23 protein-coding genes and 1 tRNA gene are annotated in these 24339 nt (G+C 58.6%); 8 read left to right on the top strand and 16 right to left on the bottom strand.

Annotated elements, in window-relative coordinates:
* Nucleotides 1-45 precede the first annotated feature (45 nt).
* From QE408_RS17425 to QE408_RS17410, 4 genes are read left to right on the top strand one after another with little or no spacing between them, the layout of a single operon-like run.
* The gene (locus tag QE408_RS17425) at nucleotides 46-1032 is read left to right on the top strand and encodes an ABC transporter substrate-binding protein (protein WP_306933325.1); all 987 of its coding nucleotides are present in this window, start codon (nucleotides 46-48) and stop codon (nucleotides 1030-1032) included.
* Between the two features lie 9 nt (nucleotides 1033-1041).
* A complete protein-coding gene (locus QE408_RS17420) occupies nucleotides 1042-2736 on the top strand; it encodes an ABC transporter permease (protein WP_306933323.1) in 1695 nt (564 codons plus the stop codon).
* Nucleotides 2724-3752: an ABC transporter ATP-binding protein gene (locus tag QE408_RS17415; protein ID WP_306933321.1), complete on the top strand. Its 1029-nt coding sequence runs from the start codon at nucleotides 2724-2726 to the stop codon at nucleotides 3750-3752. The genes QE408_RS17420 and QE408_RS17415 overlap by 13 nt, the downstream gene beginning before the upstream one ends.
* Nucleotides 3753-3812: 60 nt before the next feature.
* Nucleotides 3813-4922, top strand: coding sequence for an endonuclease/exonuclease/phosphatase family protein (locus QE408_RS17410; RefSeq protein WP_306933320.1), 1110 nt, complete (start codon nucleotides 3813-3815; stop codon nucleotides 4920-4922).
* A gap of 48 nt (nucleotides 4923-4970) precedes the next feature.
* On the opposite strand, the gene QE408_RS17405 is transcribed toward QE408_RS17410, so the two are convergent.
* The 3 genes from QE408_RS17405 to QE408_RS17395 all read right to left on the bottom strand — a co-directional run bounded on the left by QE408_RS17405 (nucleotide 4971) and on the right by QE408_RS17395 (nucleotide 6129).
* Nucleotides 4971-5531, bottom strand: coding sequence for a DUF4269 domain-containing protein (locus QE408_RS17405; protein ID WP_306933318.1), 561 nt, complete (start codon nucleotides 5529-5531; stop codon nucleotides 4971-4973).
* 95 nt (nucleotides 5532-5626) lie between these two features.
* A complete protein-coding gene (locus QE408_RS17400; protein ID WP_306933316.1) occupies nucleotides 5627-5860 on the bottom strand; it encodes a hypothetical protein in 234 nt (77 codons plus the stop codon).
* A gap of 193 nt (nucleotides 5861-6053) precedes the next feature.
* Nucleotides 6054-6129 (bottom strand) — tRNA-Thr (locus QE408_RS17395).
* Nucleotides 6130-6551: 422 nt separating this feature from the next.
* Here QE408_RS17395 and QE408_RS17390 point away from each other — a divergent pair.
* Nucleotides 6552-7154, top strand: coding sequence for a J domain-containing protein (locus tag QE408_RS17390; RefSeq protein ID WP_306933314.1), 603 nt, complete (start codon nucleotides 6552-6554; stop codon nucleotides 7152-7154).
* Between the two features lie 108 nt (nucleotides 7155-7262).
* On the opposite strand, the gene QE408_RS17385 is transcribed toward QE408_RS17390, so the two are convergent.
* From QE408_RS17385 to uvrB, 6 genes are all read right to left on the bottom strand, one after another.
* Complete coding sequence (locus QE408_RS17385; RefSeq protein ID WP_373465564.1) at nucleotides 7263-7874, bottom strand: DUF922 domain-containing Zn-dependent protease; 612 nt, start codon at nucleotides 7872-7874, stop codon at nucleotides 7263-7265.
* Nucleotides 7875-8154: 280 nt separating this feature from the next.
* On the bottom strand, nucleotides 8155-8631 hold the full coding sequence (locus tag QE408_RS17380) for a PRC-barrel domain-containing protein (protein ID WP_306933311.1): 477 nt from the start codon (nucleotides 8629-8631) through the stop codon (nucleotides 8155-8157).
* A gap of 88 nt (nucleotides 8632-8719) precedes the next feature.
* Nucleotides 8720-9790 (bottom strand): beta family protein, encoded by a 1071-nt coding sequence (locus QE408_RS17375; protein WP_306933309.1) that lies wholly within the window; start codon nucleotides 9788-9790, stop codon nucleotides 8720-8722.
* Nucleotides 9790-10287 carry an ImmA/IrrE family metallo-endopeptidase gene (locus tag QE408_RS17370; RefSeq protein WP_306933307.1) on the bottom strand — a complete coding sequence of 166 codons (498 nt, stop codon included), beginning with the start codon at nucleotides 10285-10287 and terminating at the stop codon, nucleotides 9790-9792. Before QE408_RS17370 ends, QE408_RS17375 begins: the two co-directional genes overlap by 1 nt.
* Nucleotides 10288-10454: 167 nt before the next feature.
* Nucleotides 10455-11402 carry an alpha/beta hydrolase gene (locus QE408_RS17365; RefSeq protein ID WP_306933305.1) on the bottom strand — a complete coding sequence of 316 codons (948 nt, stop codon included), beginning with the start codon at nucleotides 11400-11402 and terminating at the stop codon, nucleotides 10455-10457.
* 79 nt (nucleotides 11403-11481) lie between these two features.
* Nucleotides 11482-14478, bottom strand: coding sequence for an excinuclease ABC subunit UvrB (gene uvrB, locus QE408_RS17360; protein ID WP_306933304.1), 2997 nt, complete (start codon nucleotides 14476-14478; stop codon nucleotides 11482-11484).
* A gap of 280 nt (nucleotides 14479-14758) precedes the next feature.
* Between uvrB and QE408_RS17355 the strand changes: the two genes are divergently transcribed.
* Nucleotides 14759-15223, top strand: coding sequence for a GNAT family N-acetyltransferase (locus QE408_RS17355; RefSeq protein WP_306933301.1), 465 nt, complete (start codon nucleotides 14759-14761; stop codon nucleotides 15221-15223).
* 33 nt (nucleotides 15224-15256) lie between these two features.
* On the opposite strand, the gene QE408_RS17350 is transcribed toward QE408_RS17355, so the two are convergent.
* Both QE408_RS17350 and QE408_RS17345 read right to left on the bottom strand, forming a co-directional pair.
* Nucleotides 15257-16708: a PepSY-associated TM helix domain-containing protein gene (locus QE408_RS17350; RefSeq protein ID WP_306933299.1), complete on the bottom strand. Its 1452-nt coding sequence runs from the start codon at nucleotides 16706-16708 to the stop codon at nucleotides 15257-15259.
* Between the two features lie 189 nt (nucleotides 16709-16897).
* Complete coding sequence (locus QE408_RS17345; RefSeq protein WP_306933297.1) at nucleotides 16898-17281, bottom strand: DUF2946 domain-containing protein; 384 nt, start codon at nucleotides 17279-17281, stop codon at nucleotides 16898-16900.
* A 284-nt stretch (nucleotides 17282-17565) separates the two neighbouring features.
* On the opposite strand from QE408_RS17345, the gene QE408_RS17340 reads away from it, so the two are divergent.
* Nucleotides 17566-19137 carry a DUF1800 domain-containing protein gene (locus QE408_RS17340; protein ID WP_306933295.1) on the top strand — a complete coding sequence of 524 codons (1572 nt, stop codon included), beginning with the start codon at nucleotides 17566-17568 and terminating at the stop codon, nucleotides 19135-19137.
* Nucleotides 19138-19140: 3 nt separating this feature from the next.
* Nucleotides 19141-20322, top strand: a complete 1182-nt coding sequence (locus QE408_RS17335; protein WP_306933293.1) for a DUF1501 domain-containing protein — start codon at nucleotides 19141-19143, stop codon at nucleotides 20320-20322.
* A gap of 24 nt (nucleotides 20323-20346) precedes the next feature.
* Here QE408_RS17335 and mntR read toward each other — a convergent pair whose 3' ends face one another.
* The 5 genes from mntR to QE408_RS17310 form a co-directional block, all read right to left on the bottom strand.
* Nucleotides 20347-20796, bottom strand: coding sequence for a manganese-binding transcriptional regulator MntR (gene mntR / locus QE408_RS17330; protein ID WP_306933292.1), 450 nt, complete (start codon nucleotides 20794-20796; stop codon nucleotides 20347-20349).
* A gap of 77 nt (nucleotides 20797-20873) precedes the next feature.
* Nucleotides 20874-22178 carry an Nramp family divalent metal transporter gene (locus QE408_RS17325; RefSeq protein ID WP_306933290.1) on the bottom strand — a complete coding sequence of 435 codons (1305 nt, stop codon included), beginning with the start codon at nucleotides 22176-22178 and terminating at the stop codon, nucleotides 20874-20876.
* Between the two features lie 229 nt (nucleotides 22179-22407).
* Nucleotides 22408-22818, bottom strand: coding sequence for an acyl-CoA thioesterase (locus tag QE408_RS17320; protein WP_306933287.1), 411 nt, complete (start codon nucleotides 22816-22818; stop codon nucleotides 22408-22410).
* A 229-nt stretch (nucleotides 22819-23047) separates the two neighbouring features.
* Nucleotides 23048-23419, bottom strand: a complete 372-nt coding sequence (locus QE408_RS17315) for a cupin domain-containing protein (protein ID WP_306933284.1) — start codon at nucleotides 23417-23419, stop codon at nucleotides 23048-23050.
* A 69-nt stretch (nucleotides 23420-23488) separates the two neighbouring features.
* Nucleotides 23489-24313, bottom strand: a complete 825-nt coding sequence (locus QE408_RS17310; protein ID WP_373465586.1) for an AraC family transcriptional regulator — start codon at nucleotides 24311-24313, stop codon at nucleotides 23489-23491.
* Nucleotides 24314-24339 lie beyond the last annotated feature (26 nt).

Here is a 24339-nt window from a genome sequence, read left to right as displayed (position 1 = left end):
GCAGGTATGTTTTAGCGGTCCCAGCTTCAAACGGGGACTGGACTTATGAAAACCCTTCTTTCCGCCTTCACCGCCATCGTGTCGCTCGGTCTTTTGCTGGGCAGTGCCAATGCTGCCGATCTGGTGCTTTACACCAGCCAGCCGAATGAAGATGCCCAGGCGACCGTCGATGGCTTCAAGGCCGCCAATCCCGGCATCGATGTCGAGTGGGTCCGCGACGGAACCCCGAAGATCATGGCCAAGCTGATGGCGGAGATTGAGGCGGGTAATCCAGTCGCCGACGTTCTGCTGATCGCCGACACCGTGACGCTGGAGCGCATGAAGCAGGCGGGCCAGTTGATGGCCTATAAATCGCCGGAAGCGGCCCATTACGATGTCTCGCTCTATGATGCGGATGGCTATTACTATTCCACCAAGCTCATCACCACCGGCATTATGTACAACACGCAGGCTGCGATGAAGCCGACGAGCTGGAAGGATCTGGAAAAGCCAGAAGCCAAGGGGCTCGTGACCATGCCAAGCCCGCTGACCTCGGGTGCGGCTTTGATCCATGCACAGACGCTGGCGGCCGTACCCGGCCTCGGCTGGGATTACTATAAGGCGCTGAAAGACAATGGCGCGATCGCCGCTGGTGGTAACGGCGCCGTTCTGAAATCCGTCGCATCCGGCGAGAAGGCTTACGGCGTCGTCGTCGATTACATGCCGATCCGCGAGAAGGCGAAGGGCGCGCCGATCGAGTTCGTCTTCCCGAGCGAAGGCGTTTCCGCCGTGACCGAGCCGGTCGGCATTCTTGCCCACACCAAGCATGCGGACGCGGCCAAGAAGTTCGTGGATTACGTGCTCTCCACCAAGGGACAGGAAGGCTTCGTCAAGCTCGGCTATATTCCTGCGCGCAACGATGTCGCCCTGCCAGCCGGCTTCCCCGCCCGCGACAAGATCAAGGTTCTGCCGCTGAACCCGGCAGAAGCGCTGAAGAATTCCGAAAAGGACCTCAAGACCTTCTCCGATATCTTCGGCGGCTCCAAGGGCTGAACCTTCTCTATGCCAGCCTCTTCATCGCATGGAAACAGCCAGCCGCGCTGGCTGTTTCCTTTTGTCGTCACGGTCGTTTTCATGCTCAGCGCGCTCCCGCTGGGGCGATTGGCCTATACCGGCATTATTTCGTCACTCAAAGGTGACATGTGGCCGTTGCTGAGCGATCCGGCACTGTGGCAGGCCGTGCTCAACACGCTCTCCACCTCTTTCTTCGGCATGCTGATCTCGCTTGCGATTGGCGGCGGTTTTGCACTGGCGCTGACGCTCTGCAATATTCGCGGGAAGTCTCTGCTGAGCTTCCTCTTCATGCTGCCGATGATGATCCCGCCACAGGTGACGGCGCTCTCCTGGATCGGCATGACCGGGCCTTCCAGCACATTGTCGAAGGCAATCGGTCTTGCCCCGCCCATCGGCTCCGCGCAGCCGCTCTACTCAATCTTCGGCATTGCGCTTCTGCTCGGCGTTCAGCATGCGCCGCTCGTCTATCTCTCCTTGCGCGCCGGGCTGCTGGCGCTGCCGCAGGATGGGATCGAGGCCGCGAAGCTATCCGGTGCATCCTCATGGCAGGTGCTGAAAGATATCATCCTGCCGCTGTCCATGCCCGGGCTGATTGCGGGTGCCGCGATCGCCTTCGTCTCCGGTGTCGGCAATTTCGGCATTCCCGCTATTCTCGGCATACCGGCTTCGATCTTCACCCTGCCGACGTTGATCTATAGCCGCTTCTCCAGTTTCGGCAGCAGCACCTTTGGCGACATCGCCATGCTGTCCGGCATGATCGCGATCATCTCCGTCCTCGGTCTTGCCATTCAGGAACGGGCGATGAAGGGACGGGACTACCGCATCATCGGTCTGTCGGGTAAGGCCGCCACGTTTCAACTTGGCGGCTGGCGCTGGATTGTTGAAGCACTTCTTTGGCTCTCTATCCTCATCATCCTCGTCGCGCCTCTGACGGCGCTCGTGGCAAGCTCGCTTGCTCCGGCCTATGGTGTGCCGCTGACGTTGAAGACGGCGACGATCCATGCCTATGAGGAAATCCTCTTGCGGCAGGCGGTGACGCGCACGGCTTTTGCCAATTCGCTGTTCCTCGCCACTGCCACATCCTTATGTCTCCTTCTGGTGACTGTGCTGACGGCCTACTTCCTCGTGCGCGGCAAAAGCCGGTTCATGTTCCTCTTGTCGGCGCTGGTGGATATTCCCTATGCGCTGCCAGGCGTGGTGATTTCCGTATCCTATGTGCTGCTGTTTGCGGCTCCGATCCCGCTCGTCGGCATCACGCTTTACGGCACCCTGTGGATCATTCTGCTGGCCTACTTCTCCTCCTTCTTCGCCGTGAGCCTCAAACCGATGGTGAGCGCTTTCACCCAGTTCGACCCGGTGTTGGAGGAGGCGGCGAGGCTATCCGGTGCGGGCTTCTGGAGGCGGATGAAGGATATCATTCTGCCGCTGGTCGGGCCTGCAGCAGGTGCCTCCGTCATTCTGGTCTTTCTGATTGCCTGCAACGAATTGACCGTCTCCGCGCTGCTCTGGTCGGCGGGCACGCAGACGCTCGGCGTGGTGATCTATAATCTCGATGATAGCGGCAGTTTCGATCTCGCCTCCGCACTCTCCGTGCTGGTGGTGGCGATGGTGATCGTGCTGATGCTGCTGCTCGAACTGCTCGGCCGCAAGCTGCCGAAGGGAGTTGTGCCTTGGCGAAACTGATCCTCAACCGCCTGTCGAAAAGCTTTGGTGGCGGCAAGCCTGCGGTCAATGACGTGTCGATGACGATCCGCGAAGGCGGTTTTCTGGCGCTGCTTGGTCCCTCCGGCTGCGGCAAGACGACAGTGCTGCGGATGATTGCAGGTTTCGAGCAGCCGAGCGACGGCGCGATCCTTCTGGGTGAGCGGGTGCTGGCGGATGCCGGTAGCATGGTGCCGCCGGAGCGGCGCAATATGGCGATGGTCTTCCAATCCTATGCGCTGTGGCCGCATATGACGGTGGCGGAAAATACCGGCTATCCGCTAAAGGTGCGCGGCATTACCGGCGAGCGTTACCGCCGCAAGGTGATGGATGCGCTGGCAACCGTGCGGCTCGACGCTTACGCCGAGCGTCGCCCATCGGAGCTTTCGGGCGGACAGCGTCAGCGCGTCGCGCTTGCGCGCTGCCTCGTCACGGAGCCCGACGTCGTGCTTCTCGACGAGCCGCTTGCCAATCTCGATCGGCATCTGCGCCAGGAGATGGAAGAGACCTTTCGCGAGTTCCACGCCACATCCGGCGCGACGATGGTCTATGTCACGCATGATCAGGCCGAAGCCATGGCGCTTGCGACAGATGTTGCAGTGATGTCGGAAGGCAGGCTGTTGCAGATGGCGCCACCGGCGGAGCTATATGCAAGGCCTGAGGGAAGGCTCGTCGGCTCGCTGGTCGGGCAGGGCGCGATCATCTCGCTCGGCCTGCCCGATGACGCGCCACGGGCTTTGAATTGGAATGTACTAGAGGCGGCCATACAGGCTGATGCGCCTATGTCTCCAGCAAGTGATATTCTCATCCGCCCCCAGGATGTGCTTCACGACGCTGAGGGTGTCGCCTGCCGGGTGAGCAACATTCTGTATGAGGGCGAGCGTTATGCGCTGCGCCTCACCTTGCCCGATGGGCAGGTGTTGCGGGCCTATTCCCGGGAGCCTGCGGCACTCGGGGCGATCTATCCCATCGCCATCCGCTCGGCTTGGCGATTATAGCACGGGTCACTTGGCTTCCATCGAGAAGCGACTAAGTTGGGCATTCATTGGGAATGATTCATGTCGCTGCGGCTTGCCACCTTCAATATCGAAAATCTGATGACCCGGTTTGATTTCACCGGGTTTCGCAACCAGACCCGTCGCGATCGTGCCATGCAGCTTTTCGACGTGCGCGACGAGGCGACCTATAATGCGCTGGAAAGCGCGCGCATGTTGGCCTCCACCGATGACACGCGCCAGCTTTCGGCGCTCGCCATAGCCGATGCGGATGCCGACATTCTCTGCCTGCAGGAAGTCGATAACATGGCTGCCTTGCAGGCCTTCGAATATGGCTATCTCTACCGCATGGTTGGCAATGGCTACCGCCACAAATATCTCGTGGAAGGCAATGACAGCCGCGGCATCGATGTGGCGGTGGTCATGCGTGACGAGACCTTGGATGGCGAGAAGATCGAGCTTGTCGATATTCGCAGCCATGCGGCGCTCACCTATCGCAATCTCGACCTGTTCAATGACGAGCTGTCACTGACGAACGCCATCGATGACAAGATCTTCAAGCGCGACTGCCTGGAGCTTGAACTCAAGATTGGCGGCAAGCCATTCTCTCTCTTCGTCACACACCTGAAATCCATGAGCAATGCCCGCGAATCCACCGACGCGCGGCTCGGCACCATGCCGGTGCGCGAAGCGGAAGTGCGCGCCATCCGCCGTATCATCGAGGAGCGTTTCGGCGTAGATCAGGCGCGCCACAGCAATTTCGCCATCTGCGGCGACATGAACGATTATCAGGAGCGGGTGGTTATCAATGGCAATCGCCGGACCGGCTACAGCTTCACGCCGGTAGCGGAAGCGCGCAGCGCGCTCGACCTTCTGACCAAGGATGGCTTTGCCATCAACCCCATGCAGCGCCGGGACGTGATGGACCGCTGGACGCTGTATCACTCCAGAGGCCCGCAGGAGCAGCATCTTTGCCAGCTCGATTACATCCTGCTTTCGCAAAGCCTCGCCGAGCGGAATGCGTCACGCGTGCCGGAAATCATTCGCGGCGGTCAACCTTACCGCACCGTCTTCCCGCCGGGGCAGGAGGTGGAGCGCTATCCCCGCACCGGCTGGGATCGGCCGAAAGCATCGGACCACTGCCCGGTGGTGATGACGCTGGATCTGGGGTGAGGCCATTCGCCGGGCGTCGACGTAGGGGTAATCTGCGGGGCAGAGGCTCTAAAGGCCGGAAATAGAATTGTCTCGACCGAAGCCCAAGCGAGCCAACTTCTCTTGCAGCGCATCGTCCGTCGCTACCTCCAGGGATAACAGGCCTCGATAGGAATCGCCTGTTTCCCCGAGCGCCGACCAAAAGGCGGGCTCGGTCTTCAACCCTTGTTGCCGTAATAGCTTGATCGCGTTTTTGAAATTCTCACCGCCGAGAGCAAGAAGCCGCCTTTCGATCTCGAAGTGACGCCAGCCATTTTGAAGGGCAACCGGCTGAGGGCTTGCGAAGATCTCGAAATCCCAGCCATGCGTATGAAACGTCACGATGATTGGCCGGTCTTTGGATATCCATTGCCATATGCGCAAGTCGCTGATCGTGCCGTAAGCGTTCTGAACATCCGTCAAAAACGCGTTGGCGTCCGGCGCATGGCAGAGAATGTCGATATCGCTCTCCTCTGTCTCAACGCCAAGAGGCGGGGTCCCGGCGACCCTGGGGTCATAGGCTCTCAAGGCTTTCAGAACGCCAAGTTGCTGGACGGCGATTTCGAAATGAGGTCGCGTGATCTGCGTCATCCTAGCAGAAAGCCGTAAAAGCGTCTGATGTTCTGGCTTTGATCGGCCATTGCCACGGCCAAGTTTTCAGCGAGAGGCACCAAATTGAAGGCGCTTTACACGCCTTCGAACTTCACCGTCACGCCGCGCTGGCGGAAATAGGCCTGCATCAACTTCCGCCCGGAGCGGTTGTTGTGCGAAAGCTTCGACGCGTCGAAGGTCGCGTCCTTCAAGCCCTCGCGCTTCAGCGCGGCCTTCAGATTGGCGATGTGCAGATCGATATCGGCATTGTCCGCGCGCAGCGATTCGTAAATGCGATCCGTGGCGTCCGCTACCGTCAACTCGCTCATCGTCATGCTCCTGTTGGTTCCGGCTGATGCTCAACCCAAATAGGGTTGTCAGAGCCATACTTTTTCCAGCAGCGCAAGCTTTTTGCCAGCGCGTCGAGCGAATGCCGTGAACGCACAGAATAGCCAATTCCGATAGTTACGATGACATCTTGAAGGATTTTGAGGAGAAAGCTTCCTAAAAAGGAAACGTGACTGGTGCCCCCGGCAGGGTTCGAACCCGCGACCCCCTGATTACAAATCAGGTGCTCTACCAACTGAGCTACAAGGGCAAGCCAGTGCCGCCGAATTAGCAGATTCTCCTTTCATGTAAAGGGAAAACTTATCTGTGGCGTCAAAAGGCGAAACGCTGGCCTGGGATTCGTCTGAGCGAACGGCCTTTACTGACCGATCGATGTGGAAAGCGAGGAGCGCATGTTGGCGCCTGGAATGATGGGCAATCTTTTTTCGATGCCGCTTTCCACAATTTTGTCTCTCCTTCGCCTATCATGGTCACGCGCCGGACAAATTTGCGGGTGATGGGCTTCGGCGCGGCGTTTCAGTTCCTGTGCCTCTTCGGTGGTTCGGCGTTTTACGTTCAAAACCGCAGGCGAGGGGTGCCGTGGCGGGTGAAAATTGCGTATGATCCCGTTAGCCTTTGTGCGTGGTATCACCTGCAAAGGCGGATTTCGGTAATGCGAGTACAGGTGTTTCGGTGATCGATCCTTATGTTTTGCTGGGTGTTGAGCGTGAGGCTGATGAGGCTGCGATCAAGGCTGCCTATCGCAAGGCGGCGAAGAATGCCCATCCGGACAGCGGCGGGGATGCCGACCAGTTCGCCAAGCTGCAACTGGCCTATGATCTGTTGAAGGACCCGGTGCGTCGCAAGGTGTTCGACGATACCGGCTATGATCCGCAACTGGCCGATCCAAAGGATCTCAAGGGTCTGTTGATGCTGGAAACGCTGGTGAACGAGTTTATTCTCGATGAGCGTGAGCCGGGCAGTTTCGATCCCGTTGCGGCCATGCGGCGCAAGCTGACCGACGATATTCTCAAAAGCCGCTTCCATATTCTCGAGCTGGAGCGCCATCGCACCCGTGTGCGCAAGCACATGGACCGTCTTGGCATGAAGCCGGAAACGGATGTGCTGGGCTCCATGCTGCGCGCGCGCAGCCAGTCGCTTGCCGAAGCGATCCGCAATGCCGAGCATCAGATCGAGGTCATCGAGCAGGCCTATACGATGCTGGAGGGCTATTCCTATGAGCTGGAACGGGCGATCATGGCCGAACCGGTGCTGAAGGGGGAGGCGGCGGAGTAAATCCGTCTGCCTCAGCGCAGCGGTGCAATGCCTCTTCGCTTGGATGACTCCGGTCGCTCCGCTTGACGTTCACGTCCCGAAACATGATCGGCCTACACCGGACGTTTCTCAGGGACCGTTGACCAGGGCGAGAATAAGCTGATGCACCGCGCCGCCATTGGTGAGTTCGACCTTGTCGAAATCCCGCCCGCGCTGGCGCTGCTCGTCGGAAAGCTCCTTCAGCCGCTGCTGTAAGACGGCGCGCACCTTCTGGCACTTCGGATCGTCTTCTGCGCGCAGACCGACGCTATAGGCTTCGATCTTCTTCACCATGTCGAGAATATGTTCGCCATGCACCCGTTCGTGCTTCTCCACGCCGGCAATGAAGCGCTGCCAGCTGGCAGAGACATCCGCTGGCAGTTTCGCCGGCGCCTTCGGCCATGTGTAGATGATCGTCAGGTTGGGACGCGCGGTCGCCAGTACGCACGAGCCATCAGGTTGCGGGCGGTAATCGCGCCGCCACGTCAGCTTGAAGGTGGTGTGGGCAACCGCCTGGACACCGGCCTGTGGCCCACGCTCGCCGATGGATCGGTAGAGCTCGATGCCGGAACTGCCGGATATGGCGTAGGTCTTGATCTGCTCGGAGGGTTGCCAATTGCCGGTTTGCGCCGCTGCGGCCATGGGTATGAGAGATGCCACGAGAAAGCCCGCAAGGGCGGCGAGGGGGCGCGAATGGGGCAAGCGGAAAGTCCTGTTGATAATGGACGGGACGATAAGCGAAGTGATGGTGAGCGGGCAAGCGGCTTGCGAATGTGCTTGATACTCATCTGCTTTACCTGCGCAAACGGCATGTTCTTCACGGGATGATCTCCCTCCACCGAATGCCGGGACAATCGGCATGCGGCGATGCATGGGGCGCTATAGCGGCTCAATACTGCAAGCCTCAACCACGCATGGAAAAGGCCCCGGCGCTCAGAGCGCAGGGGCCGCTGATCGATCGCCCGAGGGCGCGTGCGATCAATCAATCGTCGAGCTTGTCGTAGTCCAGCTTCGGCGCGTTCTGCAGCGCTTCCTTGGTGGTGTCGACGTGGGCCTTCCACGTGCCATTGTCATTGTTGATGGCAACGGAGGTCGGGTCGAGGACGACGTAGCTCTCGTTGATGCCGAGGAAGCCGCCGACGCTGGCAACGATACCGATGACAGCCTTGCCATCGCCGATCACGACGTCTTCGATTTCGCCGATTTCTTCGTTCTGGGCATTGTAGATGTTCATGCCTTCGAGCTGATCAGCGGTAAGGTCGGTCTTCTGCACGTTGACGAACTTCAGCGGGCCAGCTGGCTTGGTGCCCATGGTGAAGCCTGGACCGGAGAGCATCGCGTCAGAGCCAGCAGCGGCAGGCGCAGGTGCGGCCGGAGCGGCAGGTGCAGCCGTCTGTGCGAAAGCGACGGAGGAGGTCAGTGCTGCAACGGCAGCGAGTGCGAAAACCTTGTTTTTCATGAATGTTTCTTCCCTTTTGTATGCTGAACGTTTTGTTCGGGGGAAGAACGGGTGGGGGTGGATTTGGTTCCTGGATGGTAAAAAATGACTATATGTCAGTCCACGGATCATCTGTATCTACGATGATATCCGGTGCAAGGTAATTTGCTTGCATATGTAGGTGCATGTTTACCCGCGCAGCGCGGGCCATCTCGTTCGACGTAATTGCGTAAGGCGTGCCCATGGCCGTCTGCTTCAAAGCATAGGTGCCCCATACGTTGATCTGATCGTCCCAAAAGTCAGTCTTTAAAAGCTCTTCAGCAGCTTTTTGAAAATCCCATTCATCCGATTTGTTTCTTGCTATGATCCATTGATTTCGCAAGGGATAGTCAATCCGAGGTCTTGGTGTTGACGCTCTATCGTAGCTTCTTGGACGCGTGCTAGCCCAGTCTCCATGCAGGACTTTCGAGTTATTAAATCGCCTAGCAATCCCGGCGGAGAGACGACGAGTTTCGATTGTTACAGGCTCTACCCCCTCAAATCGCGTGAAGTCTTTGGGAAAACAGGCGGAGCAAACCACCACTGCCGCTCGGTCCTTTATCGCAAAAATGTCAGCACACGTATTTTGATACCAATGTTCCTCAGCGAGCGGCGACTGAGACCAACCTCGATCTAAATAAAAAGCGAAATCTGTATGTTCAATTTCCGCGATGCGATGAAACCGTGATGGCGAGATTGGAGAGTTCATCTCGTGGATATGGAATAAAAACCCTCTCCCTAATGTCTCCGCATTTTTTATCTGTTGTTCAAAAAGCAAATCTTGGAAAACTCCAGTGTCTATCACCGGCATACATTGTGGAAATCTAGCTATGTAATCAAAATATTTTTGATATCCGCCTGATGGTTCAAACAAATCTAAAAAATGTTTAGCTGCGGGCTTTGTGGGATCGGTCGGCCTGAAGTAGCGATCCAAACCCAGAAAGAATGGTCGATTCCCAAAAGCGTCGACGATTTTCTCCATCGCCGCGTCTAGCTCCTTGGCGTTTGGCCACGGTGCAAGCAACAACAGTGGAATTATGTTATCTTTATCTACTTCTGGAAGTTGTTTGAGGGCTTTGATTTCTGCTCTGCGGGCACATATGTTTGGCGAATATTGATAGCCAAATATGTCTACTAGCATTAAGCGATACCTAGTTTGATCCGCATTGCATCTTTGGACACGCCGAATCGTTCAGCTAAATCAACTATAGCATCTTCATCAACGCTTTCAAAATCGATTTGCATCTCTTCTAGGACGGCATCGGGCATAATCAGCTCAGCTGCGAATCTATTCGCTTCGTACTCTAGAGCGTTAGATAATGTGGAGCGATAGAGAATGTCCTCGGTTAAGCCATCCCCAATTTTGTCTTTGTGGAGGAGGAAATGCGCGATTTCGTGAGCAAGAGTAAAGCGCTGTCGTTCCTTCTTTTCATGCCGATTGATTCTTATCTTGTATTTAGAAATGTTATTCTCAGAATCCTTACGTATTTCTCCTGATATTCCAGGGTTAAGTGTAGCGACTTTCACCTCTATTCCTAAGTCCCGCGCAAGCTCTCCTAGTTTTACAGGAATATTTTTCTGATGCTTTACTATGGCGTCTATCTGTTGATTCGTTAATCTCTCACGGAAACGCTTCATAGGTTCGTCCTCTGCTGGGGTCGTTTGGCGGTGTTTACCGTTTGGAGTTCAAAACTCAAGTCTGTATTTTTTGCAGTTGTGTTCAATATTGCGCGTTAGCCTTGCGTGACACTTGCTCAAAATCCAGGGATTTGAGATCGTTAAAATCATGAGCTTTGCTCTCAATCTCACCACTCCCCATCCACAAACTTCAACGCATCGATAATCGACACCTTCCACAGCGACCAAACATGATCCCCATCGGTAATCCGCAATTCCGATGTGCGATTATCGGCCTGTAGCGTTTCGTGCAGGGCGACTGCGCCGCGCCAGAGGTAGAAGCCGTCGTCGTCTCCGACGGTCAGGTAGGTGGCGGGGAGGTCCTGGGATTCGGCGATGTGTTGGGCGACGAGGGTGAAGACGTTTTTCTCGTTGAAGAGCCTTGCATCGAAGGGCGTGCCGAAGGCGCCGGAGAAGTGGTCGCCGGTGGAGGGCAGGACGATGCCGCTGGTGATGGTGGCGCGATCGACACGGTGGAAGAAAGCGCTGTCCTGGATGAGTTTCAACTCGGCGGGTGTCTTGTCTAGATCGGAGGCGGGGACGTTCTGCCAGATGGCGCCCGACAGGCTGGCGACGGCGGCGTAAAGATCTTCATGCGCATAGGCCAGATGCAGCGCGCCGAAGCCGCCCATGGAGAGGCCTGCAATGGCGCGGCCTTGCCTGTCCTTGCGCACAGGCAGCGTCTTTTCCACATGCAGGCGAAGATCGCCGGTGATGGCGGTCTCGTAATCGCCGGGGCCGTCAAAGGCAGCGGAATTCACATACCAACTGTTCTTCACGCCCGGCATGACCACGACCAGCGCGCGGATCGAGCCTGCGGCGATCATATCGTCCAGCGTCTTTTCGATATTGCCGAGATCGCGCCAGCTGTTCTGGTCGCCATCATGGCCGTGCAGCAGATAGAGAACCGGCCAGCCATTTTCCGGCGGTTCGCCATCCGGGCGATAGATGTTCACCGGAAGATCGGCATTCAGCGCATTGCTGTGGAAGGTGGCGTCGGTGAGGGTGCCGGCAAGGGCGGGTGAGCTGAGGCAGGCGAGAGCCAGGGCCGAAAGAGCAAGGTGGTGCAGCCGCATGGCGCTTCTCCTTCCGTTTCATTGCGCGCAACGGGAATGCCGTCGCGCGCTTGAAAGTTCCCGCATTTCATCAGTGCGACTATTGCCCGGGTCTGCCCGTCTTGCCTTTGGTTCGGCTCTTGCGCTTCTGTTCGCCTTGATCTTCATAGGAGCCGACGCCGACCTTGCCGCGTTTCAACGGGCGTGGATCGTCCTTGTCGCCGGTGGCGCGTTCCGGTTGGCCTTCCAGAAGTGGCGAGAAGCGCTTGCCGGATTCGGTTGTCGGCTTTTCGGGCACCGCACCGCGAACGGGTTTTTCCGTGCGGCCGACGGTCATTTCGTCCAGCGTGTTCTTGCGGAACAGCGGTTTCACCATGTCGGTGCCGGGGCCCATGTCGTCCAGTGAGGGTTTAGCGAAGAGGGATTTGCCGTTGGTGTCGGCGGATGGGGTGCCCCCCTCTGTCCTGCCGGACATCTCCCCCTCAAGGGGGGAGATCGACTCGCGGTTGGCGCTCGATCCAGTTTTTCTGGACCTGCTTCCGCTCTCTTGTGATCGTGCTTCGTCTTTCGCGATGGGATCGTCCATGGCGGCGAGTTCGGCGGCTTTGAGGCGCTTGATTTCGTCGCGCAGGCGTGCGGCCTTTTCGAAGTCGAGATCGGCTGCTGCATCGCGCATCTGTTTTTCCAGCGCGTTGAGATGGGCCTGCAGATTGTTGCCGACGAGGTGGCCGCCATCGGCAAAGCCCTTGCCGGAAACGCCGGAAATATCGGCCCTTACGTGATCTCGTTCATAAACTGAATCAAGAATATCGGAGATCTTCGCCTTGACGGATTCCGGCGTGATGCCGTTTGCTTCATTATAGGCCATCTGCTTTTCGCGGCGACGGCTGGTTTCTTCCATCGCCCGCTTCATCGAACCGGTGATGTTGTCCGCATAGAGGATGACCTTGCCATCGACGTTACGCGCGGCACGGCCAATTGTCTGAACGAGCGAGGTTTCGGAACGCAGGAAGCCTTCCTTGTCCGCATCCAGAATGGCGACGAAGGCGCATTCAGGAATGTCGAGACCTTCGCGCAGCAGGTTGATGCCTACCAGCACGTCGAAGGCGCCAAGGCGCAGGTCGCGGATGATTTCAATACGTTCCAGCGTGTCGATATCCGAGTGCATGTAGCGGACGCGAACGCCTTGCTCGTGCAGATATTCGGTCAGGTCTTCGGCCATGCGCTTGGTCAGCACGGTGCAGAGCGTGCGGTAGCCCTTTGCGGCAGTCTCGCGGATTTCGCCGAGAACGTCGTCCACCTGGGTGCGGGCGGAGCGCACTTCCACCGGCGGATCGATAAGACCGGTCGGGCGGATGACCTGCTCGGCAAAGACGCCGCCGGATTGTTCCAGCTCCCAGCCGCCGGGCGTGGCGGAGACGGAGACCGTCTGCGGACGCATGGCGTCCCATTCCTCGAAGCGCAGCGGGCGATTGTCCATGCAGGAGGGCAGGCGGAAACCGTATTCGGCCAGCGTCGCCTTGCGGCGGAAGTCGCCGCGATACATGCCGCCGATCTGCGGAATGGTGACGTGGGATTCGTCGATGAAGATCAGGGCATTGTCCGGGATATATTCAAACAGGGTCGGTGGCGGCTCGCCGGGGCTGCGGCCGGTGAGGTAGCGCGAATAGTTTTCGATGCCGTTGCAGGAGCCGGTGGCTTCCAGCATTTCGATATCGTAGCGGGTGCGTTGTTCCAGGCGCTGCGCTTCCAGCAGACGGCCCGCCTTTTCCAGCTCGGCCAGGCGATGCTTCAACTCTTCCTTGATGGACTTGATTGCGCCGTTCAGCGTCGGGCGCGGGGTCACATAGTGCGAGTTGGCGTAGATCTTCACCGATTGCAGATCGCCGGTCTTCTGGCCGGTCAGCGGATCGAATTCGGTGATGCTTTCGATCTCGTCTCCCCACATGGAAATGCGCCAGGCGGCGTCTTCCAAGTGGGCGGGGAATAGTTCGATCGTATCGCCGCGCACGCGGAAGGAGCCGCGCTGGAAATCCATGTCGCGGCGCTTGTATTGCTGTGCCACCAAATCGGCCAGGAGTTGGCGCTGGTCCAGCTTGTCGCCTACCTGCATCTGGAAGGTCATGGCGGTGTAGGTTTCCACCGAGCCGATACCGTAAATGCAGGAGACGGAGGCGACGATGATACAGTCGTCTCGCTCCAGAATGGCGCGGGTTGCGGCGTGGCGCATCCGGTCGATCTGTTCGTTGATCGAGGATTCCTTCTCGATATAGGTGTCCGAGCGCGGCACATAGGCTTCCGGCTGGTAGTAGTCGTAATAGGAGACGAAGTACTCGACCGCGTTGTTTGGGAAGAAGTTCTTGAATTCGGAATAGAGCTGGGCCGCCAGCGTCTTGTTCGGCGCCAGGATCACGGCTGGGCGCTGCGTCGCCTCGATGACCTTGGCCATGGTGAAGGTCTTGCCCGAGCCGGTGACACCCAGCAGCACCTGGGAGCGGTCGCCGGAATTGATGCCTTCCACCAGATCGGCAATCGCCGTCGGCTGGTCACCGGAGGGCTTGTACTCCGTCACCATTTCGATAGCGATGCCGCCTTCGGATTTCGGCGGGCGAACAGGTCGGTGCGGCGTCCACAGCTTGCCGTCCTTGAACAGCGGGTTGCCACTTTCAATCAGCTTGGAGAGCGCATCCACCGTGGCCGTCACGGCGCCGGGCGCCAGCGACTTGGCGTCTTCCAGCGAGACATCCATGCCGGCCACCGGGTTGAGACCGGCGGCGGCACGGGTCTTCGGATCGGACGAGCCACCGATGGACACGCCGCGCGCCGTCTTGGACGCCGTCGGCGTCTTGCTTGCCTTGGCGGCAGCCTTTTCCGCTTCCTTGCGCGCTTCGATTTCGATCTTCTTGCGGTGCTTGCCTGCCTTGGAAGCGACTTCGCGCTGGGTTTCCACAGAGGTCGCTTCGGCTTCCGCTTCCAGCTGCTTCACCCAATCGGCAACAGAGCCTGAGAGGGGAGCGCCTTCAAAGGATGCCTGGGGCATCTCTTCGAAACCATTGGAGCTGGAGTGTTCGGAGGATTTTTTGGGTGATCTGGCCATGGGCAGAATATGGAGAGGATCGTGTCCAAAAGGAAGGGGTGAAGGCTAAAAAACGAGTACAAAAAGGAAACGATGGGCGTGTGGAACAAGAGGTCGTCAACGGCGTTTCCACCGGCTTTTTAGCCCGCTTCGACGGGCAATGCGGTCCGACTGATGTCCGTCTTATCAAAACGTGTCTTCCATGGCTTACGAAGGAAAAGATAAACAGATATTGGTTTGGCATCGCCGTGGACGGCGGATCGAGGCCAAGTTTCAAGGCTTGTAGATAAGAGGTGATTCCATGCTCACGCGCCCTGCAACGGTAGAGGATGCGCCAGGAATGGCGGCGGTGCAGAACGAGATCTTTGCGGCGGGCCTTCGAAAGGCGCCGACGGATGTCGCGATCGTCACGAAGACTTATATTTCGGACCCCGACCGGATCGCCTGCACGGTCGCTGTCGATGAGGATGGGCGCATTCTTGGCTTCCAGTCGCTGAAGCTCGCGACGGCTGCCGGTAATCCCTATGGCGTGGCAGAAGGTTGGGGCATCATTGGAACGCATGTCAGCCCTTCTGCTGGGCGAAGAGGTGTCGGGAAGGCATTGTTCAAGGCTACGCTCGAGGCCGCCGAAGCTTTCGTGCTGAGAGATATCGATGCCAGTATCGGGGCGGATAATGAGATGGGCCAGGCCTATTACGAGGCGATTGGATTCAGGACATACCGAACGACGGAAGACCGGGTTTGCAAGGCTTACAGGATCGGGTGACGGCGATTGCTCGTCACCCTCATGTTAAGTTGCTTAAGATCGTAGCGACAGAGACTTGTTTCGTCGCTGGATTTTCTGCACGGCAAGATCCAGCATCAGCATCACGATCAAACTGGCGCCGACCAGCGGGAAGATGACGCCGCCAATGGCGAGGATGGCGGCAAGCCCATAAAGGGTGCGTTTGCTCTGAGGCATGGGCGGAACGCCGAGCGAGCCTTTCGGGCGTCGCTTCCACCACATGACGCCGCCCGACACGGCGAGCAGGATGATGGCCACGCAGGCGAGCGCCAGCACGATCTGGTTCGCAAGGCCGAATTGCTGACCCAGATGCACATTGATGCCCCATTCCAGCCCGCGGCCAAGCGGCCCGTAATCGGCGTAGCTCATGTCGATCAGTGGCGTGCCGGTATATTGATCCAGATGGATGACCCGCTGTTTGGAAAGATCGTCCGGGTAGATCGATCCGCTATAGACGCCCTCGGGCTTCGTCGGAAGCGCCACGGCATAGCCGCCAACGAGGCCGAGTTCATCGAAGCGCGCTATGGCTTTGTCTATCCCGATGGCGGCTGGCGTCGGGTTGCTAAGGTCATGGTTCATCGCCATGTGATCCATGGGGATGGCGGGCGAGGGCTCCATATGCTGACCATGATCGTGACTGTCGGAGGTCGGTATCTTTGCCTGTTCCAGCGACCATGAGGTTTTCGATACATCGTTGAGCCTGTCGCCCGACATCGGTACGTTGACGCGTACGCCTGCCGGATAGCCGAAGTTGTTGCCATTGGCCCATTCATTGACCTTCGCGCCCCAGACGCCGGACCATGGCATGCCGGTGATGGCGAGGAAGACGATGAAGGCGCCGACGAAGATGCCGGTCACGGCATGCATATCCCGCCAGAAGACACGCTTCCTCGGCGTGCCGCGCACCGAAATTACGCCGCCGGTCTGGTTGCGCGGCCACCAGAGATAGATGCCGGTTGCGACCAGCAGGATCGACCAGCCTGCGGCGATCTCGATCAGGTAGCGGGCATAGGTGCCGAAATATTTGAGGCTGTGGAGGGTGCGGATCGTCCACATGACGGTGCCGCGATCCGGCAGCGAGCCGAGGACTTCTCCTGTATAGCCATTCACGTAGACGGCGCGCTTGCCCTCCGGCGTGCTCACGGTGACTTCCGTCGACGCGCCAGGATCGGCGGGTTTGGTGAGTTTGACGGCGGTGCCGGGGACAGCTGCGACAGCGTTGGCGATGATTGTGGAAGGTAGAGCGGCTGTCGCCGTATCTGCCACCTCTATCCGCTTCAGCTTGGAATGGAAGGCATTGTCCAACTCATCCCTGAAGAGATAGAGCCCGCCGGTGATGGCCAGCGTCATCATGAAGGGCAGGACGAAAAGACCGGCGTAAAAGTGCCAGCGCCAGACGGCGCGATAGAGATTGAGCGATGACTGCGCGCTCACGCGCTCACCCACGGAGGTGGTGCTGATGGACATTATTGGCTCCGTAAAACGGTGCAGGCGGTCGCATCTATCCTGTTGGCGACGTGCCCGCTGGAGATTTCAACGCAGGTCGCATCGCAAAATCGCCGTGAGGGACCGGCAATTTCGGCGTGATACGCCCGTAATCAGCCAAGAGGCTGATTGTTCTCGGCGCCTCTCCCTATGCGGGGAAAGCGCCTTGGATCATGCGTGAGACGGAGAGGGTGGTCCGCGAGGCTGTTGCTCGCGCGTGGGCGGTGCAGAGATCTTGTTTTCGTTCCAGCGCCACAGGGTGACGTGAACATGCGGAACGACGCGCCCGGCAATTTCGGTCGGACTTGCCAGCAACGCGGTGAAGGACGCGGAGGCAAGGCGGCAGAGTGTGCCACAGCAGCTATTGGCGAGTTTCTCCGCAGGCGATTGCTTCTGCGTGCCGCCATCCGGCATATGAGCCGCGCAGATGATGTCATCGGCGGCAAGGGCCGTGGCCGCCATACTGCCGTGAGCCACGCCATTCGCAAGGCCTTGCAGCAGAAACAACATCAAGGCCAGCGCTGCGACAGCGCCAGCCGAACTGCGATCCTGCATGATCCTGCGAATAAGCTTCATGGACAATGAAGTGGCACAGTTTCGCCATCATGTCACTGCGGCAAAGGCGACACAGGAGGACCTGCGCCAGCCTTTTAAGAGCCGCGGTTTAGCAGTTGATGCAGCCGATCGAATGTGAGCTGCTGTGACGGTGTTTGGTCTATTCGCATTGCCGTGGTGGATTACAAATTGTCCATGTCGGCAAAATGCCGCAGTTTTGCAGCTTTTCCGCCGGAATTGGCTGGAATTCTCTTCGCCATCGATAGTTGGCAGGAGTGGCAGGCATGGCTCCGTTTTCTCCAACGATGGCGGCGATCCGCTATGGTTACGGTCTTGCGCCGGACCAGATACTCAGCCGCAATCCTGACGATCTGCTGGTGCAGCTCGTGGATGCGCCCTTGAAAGACAGCTTCTTTCCCGTCGGCGGTGCCTTCGATGCGCGGCAAAGGGCCGACGACCTCGCCAAGGGGTTCGAAGCGCTGAATATCGCCAAGAAAGATGCGGAAAGTGATCGCGAAGCCAGGCAGCAATTGCAGCGCAAGGCAGAGCAGAGCTTCCAGCGCGATAGCCTTGCCCGGGTGCTTCAGGCGGCCTTCTCACCCTATGGGTTTCATGAGCGGTTGGCCGCTTTCTGGTTCGACCATTTCTCTGTCAACGGACACAAATCGTTTCCGATGCGGATGATCACGCCACTCTATGAAGTGGAGGCCATTCGTCCGCATCTTGCGGGATCGTTTCGCGATCTGTTGCAGGCGTCAGTGCTGCATCCGGCGATGCTGATCTATCTCGATCAGGCGCAGTCGACCGGCCCGCAATCGGCAGCGGCGAAGAACCGCAAAAAGGGCTTGAATGAAAATCTCGGGCGCGAGTTGATCGAGTTGCACACGATGGGTGCCGGCAGCGGCTATACCCAGACCGATGTCCGATCCGCAGCACTGGTTCTCACCGGCATGACTGTGGATGATCGCTACGAGATGCTGTTTCGTCCCGGCATGGCAGAGCCGGGCGAGATGAAGGTATTGGGCGTCAAATATGGCGGCGAGCCGCGCTCTGCCGATGACTGTCTTGTCATGCTGGACGATCTGGCAAGCCGGACGGAGACGGCGCAGCACATCTGCCGCAAACTTGTCACCCACTTTATCGCCGACGATCCGCCGCCGGACGTCATCACCGCGATGGTCAAAGAATGGAAGGCGAGCAACGGCAATCTGGCCAAGGTCTACGCCGCGATGCTCGACCATCCGCGTGCGTGGCAGGACCCCGGCGCGAAGATGAAACTGCCATTCGACTATGTCGTCTCTGGACTTCGAGCGTTCGGCATTACCCGGAAGAATTGGCGCGAGCGAATGTCTCCGGATGGTGATGATAGCTATATGCCGTTCGATACGCCAATCGCAGCCGCAGCTCAGGAGGCGCTGAAGACCAGCGGCCCAGGGATGGCGCCGGCATTGCCAGCCGACGGCGGACAGATGGTGATGGAAAAGCCGGCTGCGGATATGAAGGCTGCGATGCCATCCGCTCCGGCGCAGCTGCCAAAGCCAAAGGCCAGCCTTGCGCGCACGCTGACGCTTGCAGCCCTTCGCCGCATGGGCCAGCCGGTCTGGCAACCGCCGAGCCCAGCCGGTTTTGAGGAGGGCGTCGCGTCGTGGCTTTCGCCCAGCCAGATGAGCGAGCGCATCCTTTGGGCGCGCAAGGCATCCGGCACGCTTGGCAAGGATATGGAACCGAAGAAGCTTCTCGAAGTGTCGCTGGCCGATCAGGCGCGCGACGACACGATCCGTGTGGTGGGGCAGGCGCCGAACCGTGTCAGCGGCTTGACGCTGGCGCTGTCTTCCCCCGAATTCAACAGGAGATAGGACATGGCCTTCTCTCAGGATATGATGTTGAGCCGCCGCAGCTTCTTGATGACCGCTTGCTGTGCGGCCGCTGTGCCAGCTTTCTCTCCGGTCAGCTTTGCCGCAATGCCTGGCGAGAACCGTTTCGTCACGATCGTTCTGCGCGGTGCGATGGACGGGCTCGATCTGGTGCAGCCCTATGGCGACCCGGCCTTTGCTCAGTTTCGCCCGACATTGGCGTTGAAGCCCGACAACGGCCTGATCGATCTTGACGGCCACTTTGGCCTGAACCCTGCGGCTGACGCGCTGATGCCGATGTGGCAGGCGAAGGAACTGGCCTTCGTTCATGCGGTTTCGACGCCTTATCGCGACCAGCGCAGCCATTTCGATGGGCAGGATATGTTGGAGAGCGGTGCGGAGGCGGTGCATGGCGAACGCACCGGCTGGCTTAACCGGGCGCTTTCCGCCATTCCGCGATCTGAAGATCGCAAGGCTATCGATATCAACACATCGATGGAGCTTATTTTATCCGGTCCGAACGAGGCGGATGTCTGGGCCTCTAGCTCTAACATGACAATGGCGGCGGATGAAGTCGGTTTCTTCAAGCGGCTCTATGCCAATGATGCCGAGTTCAGCCGCGTGCTGGCCGAAGCGTTGCGAACCGACATGGCGGCGGAGCAGCTGTTCCAGGATGAGAAGCGCGGGGAGGGGATTCGCGATATTGCCAAACTTGCGGGCGGCATGCTGCGCGAAGACTACCGTATCGCCAGCTTCTCCGTCGATGGCTGGGATACGCATGCAGGCCAGAAGGCGCAATTTGCCCGCACCGTGAAAGACCTGACCATTGCGCTGACGACGCTGAAAGACGCGCTTGGACCCGACGTGTGGAAGAAGACCGTGGTTGTGGCGATGACCGAATTCGGCCGCACCGCCCGTGAAAACGGGACTGGCGGCACAGACCATGGCACGGGCGGCGTCGCAATTCTCGCAGGAGGTGGCATTCAGGGCGGTAGGGTATTGGGCAAATGGCCCGGGCTGGGTGACGGTCAGTTGCTGGACGACCGGGACCTGATGCCGACCGGCGATGTGCGCGAAATCGCTGCCGCGATGCTCTATCGTCAGTTCGATGTCGGTAGCGAAGCTCTGACCAATGGCGTTTTCCCGGGATTGGCTTTCGACAGGTCGTCAGCCTATCTCAAAATATGAGCAGCGCTTTATCGGACAGTCTCTCTATCCTTCTTCCAGAAAGCGTTGGAACGCCTTCAGCGTCTCTTCGCTGACATGATGCTCAATTCCTTCGGCATCGGCTCGTGCCGTGTCAGGATCGATACCGAGACGACATAGGAAGGCTTCGACGATCTCGTGGCGGCGTCTCATCTGTGCTGCCAATTGCTGGCCCTCTTGCGTGAGGAAAATGCCGCGATAGCGTTGTTGCGTGATCAATCCTTCTTCAGCGAGGCGCTTCAGCATCTTGGCGGCCGTTGGCTGCTTGACGCCGAGACGTTGGGCAATATCGATCTGACGTGCCTCCCCGGAATGCTCGATGAGGTCAGCAATCAGCTCGACATAGTCTTCCATGAGTTCGCTGCGCCGTGCCTCCCGGCTTTTCTGAAAGGCTTCAGCATGCGTTTCGACCTCGGTGGAGGACAGTCGGCTCTCGCTGGATGTGGTCTGCTTCATCGGTCGAGACTCTTTATGAACGCTTTGGTCACAAGCTGGCCCAGACTATGACTTTCCAGAGTATGAACGGAATGCTCTCAACCCAGGCCGGGGACCGGAACGCCAAAGGTCTGAAGCAACAGTACCACGTTGAGGCACAGGATGACGACGGTGCCGACAATGGCCGCGATGTCGATCAACCGCTTGTTGGCGAAGCTGCCCATGATCGCGGGATTACGGGTGAACATCACGAGCGCGATCATCGGAATCGGCAGGGCGAAGGATAGCACGACCTGGCTGTAGACGAGCGCATCGGTGGTATTGGCGCCCATCAGCACGACGACAAATGCCGGCAGCATGGTCACGAGGCGGCGCAGCCAGATCGGGATATGGAAACCGACGAAACCCTGCATGATCATCTGCCCTGCCATGGTGCCGACGGCGGAAGACGACATGCCCGAGGCCATCAGCGAAATGAGAAACACCGTCGCCGCGGCACCGCCCAACAAGGGTGTGAGCGTGTGATAGGCCGTTTCGATCTCCGCAACATCCGTATGGCCGGCATGGAACGCCGCCGAGGCCATCATCACCATCGCCATGTTGACCATGCCCGCGACGGCAAGAGCGATAACGCATTCCCAGTTGGAAAAGTGCAGAAGTTTCTTTCTCTCGGCGTCGTTGCGGGCCGTCGCACGATGCTGTGTCAGGCCTGAATGCAGATAGAGCGCGTGCGGCATCACCGTCGCGCCGATAATGCCGACCGCGATCGTCAGCGCCGTCGCATCCGGCATGGAGGGGGTGATCACGCCGAGACCGGCTGCGGCCCAGTCAACCGGTGCGACGAACATCTCGATGACGTAGCAAATTCCGATGATGGACACCAAGGCCCCGATGATCAGTTCCATGGGGCGGAAGCCGCGGCCCTCGAAGAGAAGAATGCCGTAGGTGACGACGGCCGTGACCGCCATGCCAGCAAGCAGCGGCATGCCGAAGAGCAATGAGAGACCGATCGCACCGCCAAGGAACTCCGCCAGATCGGTCGCCATTGCGGCGATTTCGCTGACGATCCACATGACGATCCTGACCGGTGAGGAGAACTGGTCATGGCACATCTCCGCCAGATTGCGTCCGGTGACGATGCCGAGTTTGGCCGATAAGGCTTGGAACATCATGGCGATCAGATTCGCCATCACGACGACCCACAGCAGCGAGTAGCCATAACCCGAGCCCGCCTGAATGTTCGTCGCGAAATTGCCTGGGTCCATATAGGCGATAGAGGCAACAACAGCCGGTCCTGCGAAGAGTAGCAGCGAGCCTACACCGCGCCTCTGCCCGGTCAGAACTTCTCGTATTTGTGCATCGGTTCGTTCCGACAGGGTCTGTCGCGTCACAGTGTCTGTCATCAAGGCTCTCCACGTCGCTGCACTGCAACATAGCAAAGGCTAAGTCTCTGTCAACGAGCTATGATTGGGAGATAGAGCAAATTGAAACACCGTCCTCTAGGACTCGCTACCGAGTTTCTGAGAGGACGATGTGAAGACTTGCCAAGGCTTTATGAGGTGGGGGCAGTGTGAGAGATCGAAAGATGCGGACGCCTCTCTCAAAATTCGTTGGAGACGAGCGACTTACAGATCACACCTCGATCGTGTCGACGGGGCTCTGCGGCGGAAGCGGTGCTGGCGTGCCGTTCTCATCCATCGCAACCATGATGAAGGTGCCAGCCGTGACCTTCTCCAATTTGTCGTAGCGTGAGCGCTGCGCCCATGCCTCGACGCAAAGCGTAATCGAGGTACGTCCGGTGCGGGTGATGTCCGTATAGATCGAGAGCGTATCGCCGATCTTGACCGGCAGTTCGAAGGCCATCTCCTTCACCGCTGCCGTCACCACGCGACAGCGCGCCCGTTCGGCAGCACGAATGCCGCTTGCCAAGTCCATCTGCGACATGACCCAGCCCCCAAAAATATCCCCTGCCGGGTTGGCATCGGCCGGCATGGCCAGCGTGCGAAGCGTCAGTTCACCGGTGGGCTTTGGGGTTTGGTTCATTGGGTTGTCTCTCCATGGCTGTTCGAAGTCTTGCGATTCTATAGCATCGGCCCGAAAATCGGAATCGATTTTCGGAAAGCACGATGCGTAGATTCAAATAGATAGAGCGTCTTTTGTGCGCCCGATTGGACGCACGGCGCTTCGGGGTCGAAAGAGCTTACAACATGTCGCGTGAAAAGGGGCACCGCTTTTGTTGGATGGGTCGCTGTGTTTGGAAGGGAACCACCCTCTAAATCCAGATGTCATTCTCAGCAGTTCTCTCATGCCTTTGCTCTCCGGTATTGAGAACCCCTCTCGGTTCGATCAGGAGAAGTTTCACTTCCTCTTCGGCAAAGGGTTTGTGCTCGACACCCTTTTTCACCACGAACATCTCTCCGGCCTGCAGCGTGACATCTCCGTCACGGAAATCGATGCGAAGCGTGCCTTCCAGAACAATGAAGGTCTCGTCGGTGTCCGCGTGGTGATGCCATATGAAGTCGCCCCGTAGGCGTACGATCTTGAACTGATAATCGTTCATTTCCGCAACGACGCGGGGTTGCCACCGCTCTGTCAACAGATCGAATTTTTCGGTGAAGCGAATGGGTGAGTAAGCTGTGGTCATTGAGGTCTCCCTTGTTGAAGGTCGACCCTAGCCAGCGAGGTCCTGAGCGTCTTGAACGATCTTGCAGCCCTACCGCGGCTCTCGTGTCAACGTGAGCCACCGCCCGGGCGATACGCCGAACGCCTTCAAGAACTGGCGCGTCATATGGCTCTGATCGGCAAAGCCTGCCGAAAACGCGGCATCCGCCAGGCCGGACCCGTTACGCAACGATGTCTTCACGGCATCGAGCCGTCGCATCGTGAGGTAGCGGTAGGGGCTTGTGCCGAAGAGAGCGCGAAAGTCGCGCGACAGGCTCCACCGGTCTTGGCCGCAGATGGTCTCGATCTGTTCGAGAGTCACTGTCTGTGGGCGCTCGGCGAGATATTGCCGCGCCATCTCGGCGGATGAATAGTCCACCTGCTTCCTACGCCCTAGCGTGTGTGGGTTAGCCGCAGCCGCAAGGGCGTTGGCGAGTTCAAAGAGAGCATCTTCATATTCGAAGGTCTCGATCGGATCGTCTACCTCGCGCAGGATTCGGCGTGCCGCTGAAAGTAGCCTGCGATCTTCCGAGATGCCTCCCTGAATGTAGGGGAGCGGGCGTCCACCAAGTATGGACTGGATGGCGGCCGGTTCGACATAGGCGATGCGGTAATGGAAGCCGTCATCCGTCCCCGCCTGCCCATCATGCGGCTCATCAGGGTGCAGTACTATGGTTCCGCCGGGAAGGCTGTTGCGCACGGCTCCTCGATATTGGAAGCTCTGCACGCCGGACAGCGTACAGCCGATGGCATATGTATCGTGGCGATGCATTTCATAGCCACGCCCGGCAAAGAAGGCCTCGATCCGTTCGGGTCCAGCCGCGTCATTGGCGCGGCTTATCCAGCCTTGGCGAGTACGGGCTTGGTGACGTAGCAGCGATCCATGCCCGATATCTTTGCTCG

This window comes from Agrobacterium larrymoorei, from assembly GCF_030819275.1.
GTDB classification, from domain to species: domain Bacteria; phylum Pseudomonadota; class Alphaproteobacteria; order Rhizobiales; family Rhizobiaceae; genus Agrobacterium; species Agrobacterium larrymoorei_B.
This window is presented reverse-complemented; position numbering and strand designations above follow the sequence as displayed.

Excerpts from the sequence above, each read along its gene's own strand:
- QE408_RS17425 (WP_306933325.1), top strand. The coding sequence starts at position 46 with ATGAAAACCCTTCTTTCCGCCTTCACCGCCATCGTGTCGCTCGGTCTT.
- QE408_RS17420 (WP_306933323.1), top strand. The coding sequence starts at position 1,042 with ATGCCAGCCTCTTCATCGCATGGAAACAGCCAGCCGCGCTGGCTGTTT.
- QE408_RS17410 (WP_306933320.1), top strand. The coding sequence starts at position 3,813 with ATGTCGCTGCGGCTTGCCACCTTCAATATCGAAAATCTGATGACCCGG.
- QE408_RS17405 (WP_306933318.1), bottom strand. The coding sequence starts at position 5,531 with ATGACGCAGATCACGCGACCTCATTTCGAAATCGCCGTCCAGCAACTT.
- QE408_RS17400 (WP_306933316.1), bottom strand. The coding sequence starts at position 5,860 with ATGAGCGAGTTGACGGTAGCGGACGCCACGGATCGCATTTACGAATCG.
- QE408_RS17380 (WP_306933311.1), bottom strand. The coding sequence starts at position 8,631 with ATGAAAAACAAGGTTTTCGCACTCGCTGCCGTTGCAGCACTGACCTCC.
- QE408_RS17375 (WP_306933309.1), bottom strand. The coding sequence starts at position 9,790 with ATGCTAGTAGACATATTTGGCTATCAATATTCGCCAAACATATGTGCC.
- QE408_RS17370 (WP_306933307.1), bottom strand. The coding sequence starts at position 10,287 with ATGAAGCGTTTCCGTGAGAGATTAACGAATCAACAGATAGACGCCATA.
- QE408_RS17365 (WP_306933305.1), bottom strand. The coding sequence starts at position 11,402 with ATGCGGCTGCACCACCTTGCTCTTTCGGCCCTGGCTCTCGCCTGCCTC.
- uvrB (WP_306933304.1), bottom strand. The coding sequence starts at position 14,478 with ATGGCCAGATCACCCAAAAAATCCTCCGAACACTCCAGCTCCAATGGT.
- QE408_RS17355 (WP_306933301.1), top strand. The coding sequence starts at position 14,759 with ATGCTCACGCGCCCTGCAACGGTAGAGGATGCGCCAGGAATGGCGGCG.
- QE408_RS17350 (WP_306933299.1), bottom strand. The coding sequence starts at position 16,708 with ATGTCCATCAGCACCACCTCCGTGGGTGAGCGCGTGAGCGCGCAGTCA.
- QE408_RS17345 (WP_306933297.1), bottom strand. The coding sequence starts at position 17,281 with ATGCAGGATCGCAGTTCGGCTGGCGCTGTCGCAGCGCTGGCCTTGATG.
- QE408_RS17340 (WP_306933295.1), top strand. The coding sequence starts at position 17,566 with ATGGCTCCGTTTTCTCCAACGATGGCGGCGATCCGCTATGGTTACGGT.
- QE408_RS17335 (WP_306933293.1), top strand. The coding sequence starts at position 19,141 with ATGGCCTTCTCTCAGGATATGATGTTGAGCCGCCGCAGCTTCTTGATG.
- mntR (WP_306933292.1), bottom strand. The coding sequence starts at position 20,796 with ATGAAGCAGACCACATCCAGCGAGAGCCGACTGTCCTCCACCGAGGTC.
- QE408_RS17325 (WP_306933290.1), bottom strand. The coding sequence starts at position 22,178 with ATGACAGACACTGTGACGCGACAGACCCTGTCGGAACGAACCGATGCA.
- QE408_RS17320 (WP_306933287.1), bottom strand. The coding sequence starts at position 22,818 with ATGAACCAAACCCCAAAGCCCACCGGTGAACTGACGCTTCGCACGCTG.
- QE408_RS17315 (WP_306933284.1), bottom strand. The coding sequence starts at position 23,419 with ATGACCACAGCTTACTCACCCATTCGCTTCACCGAAAAATTCGATCTG.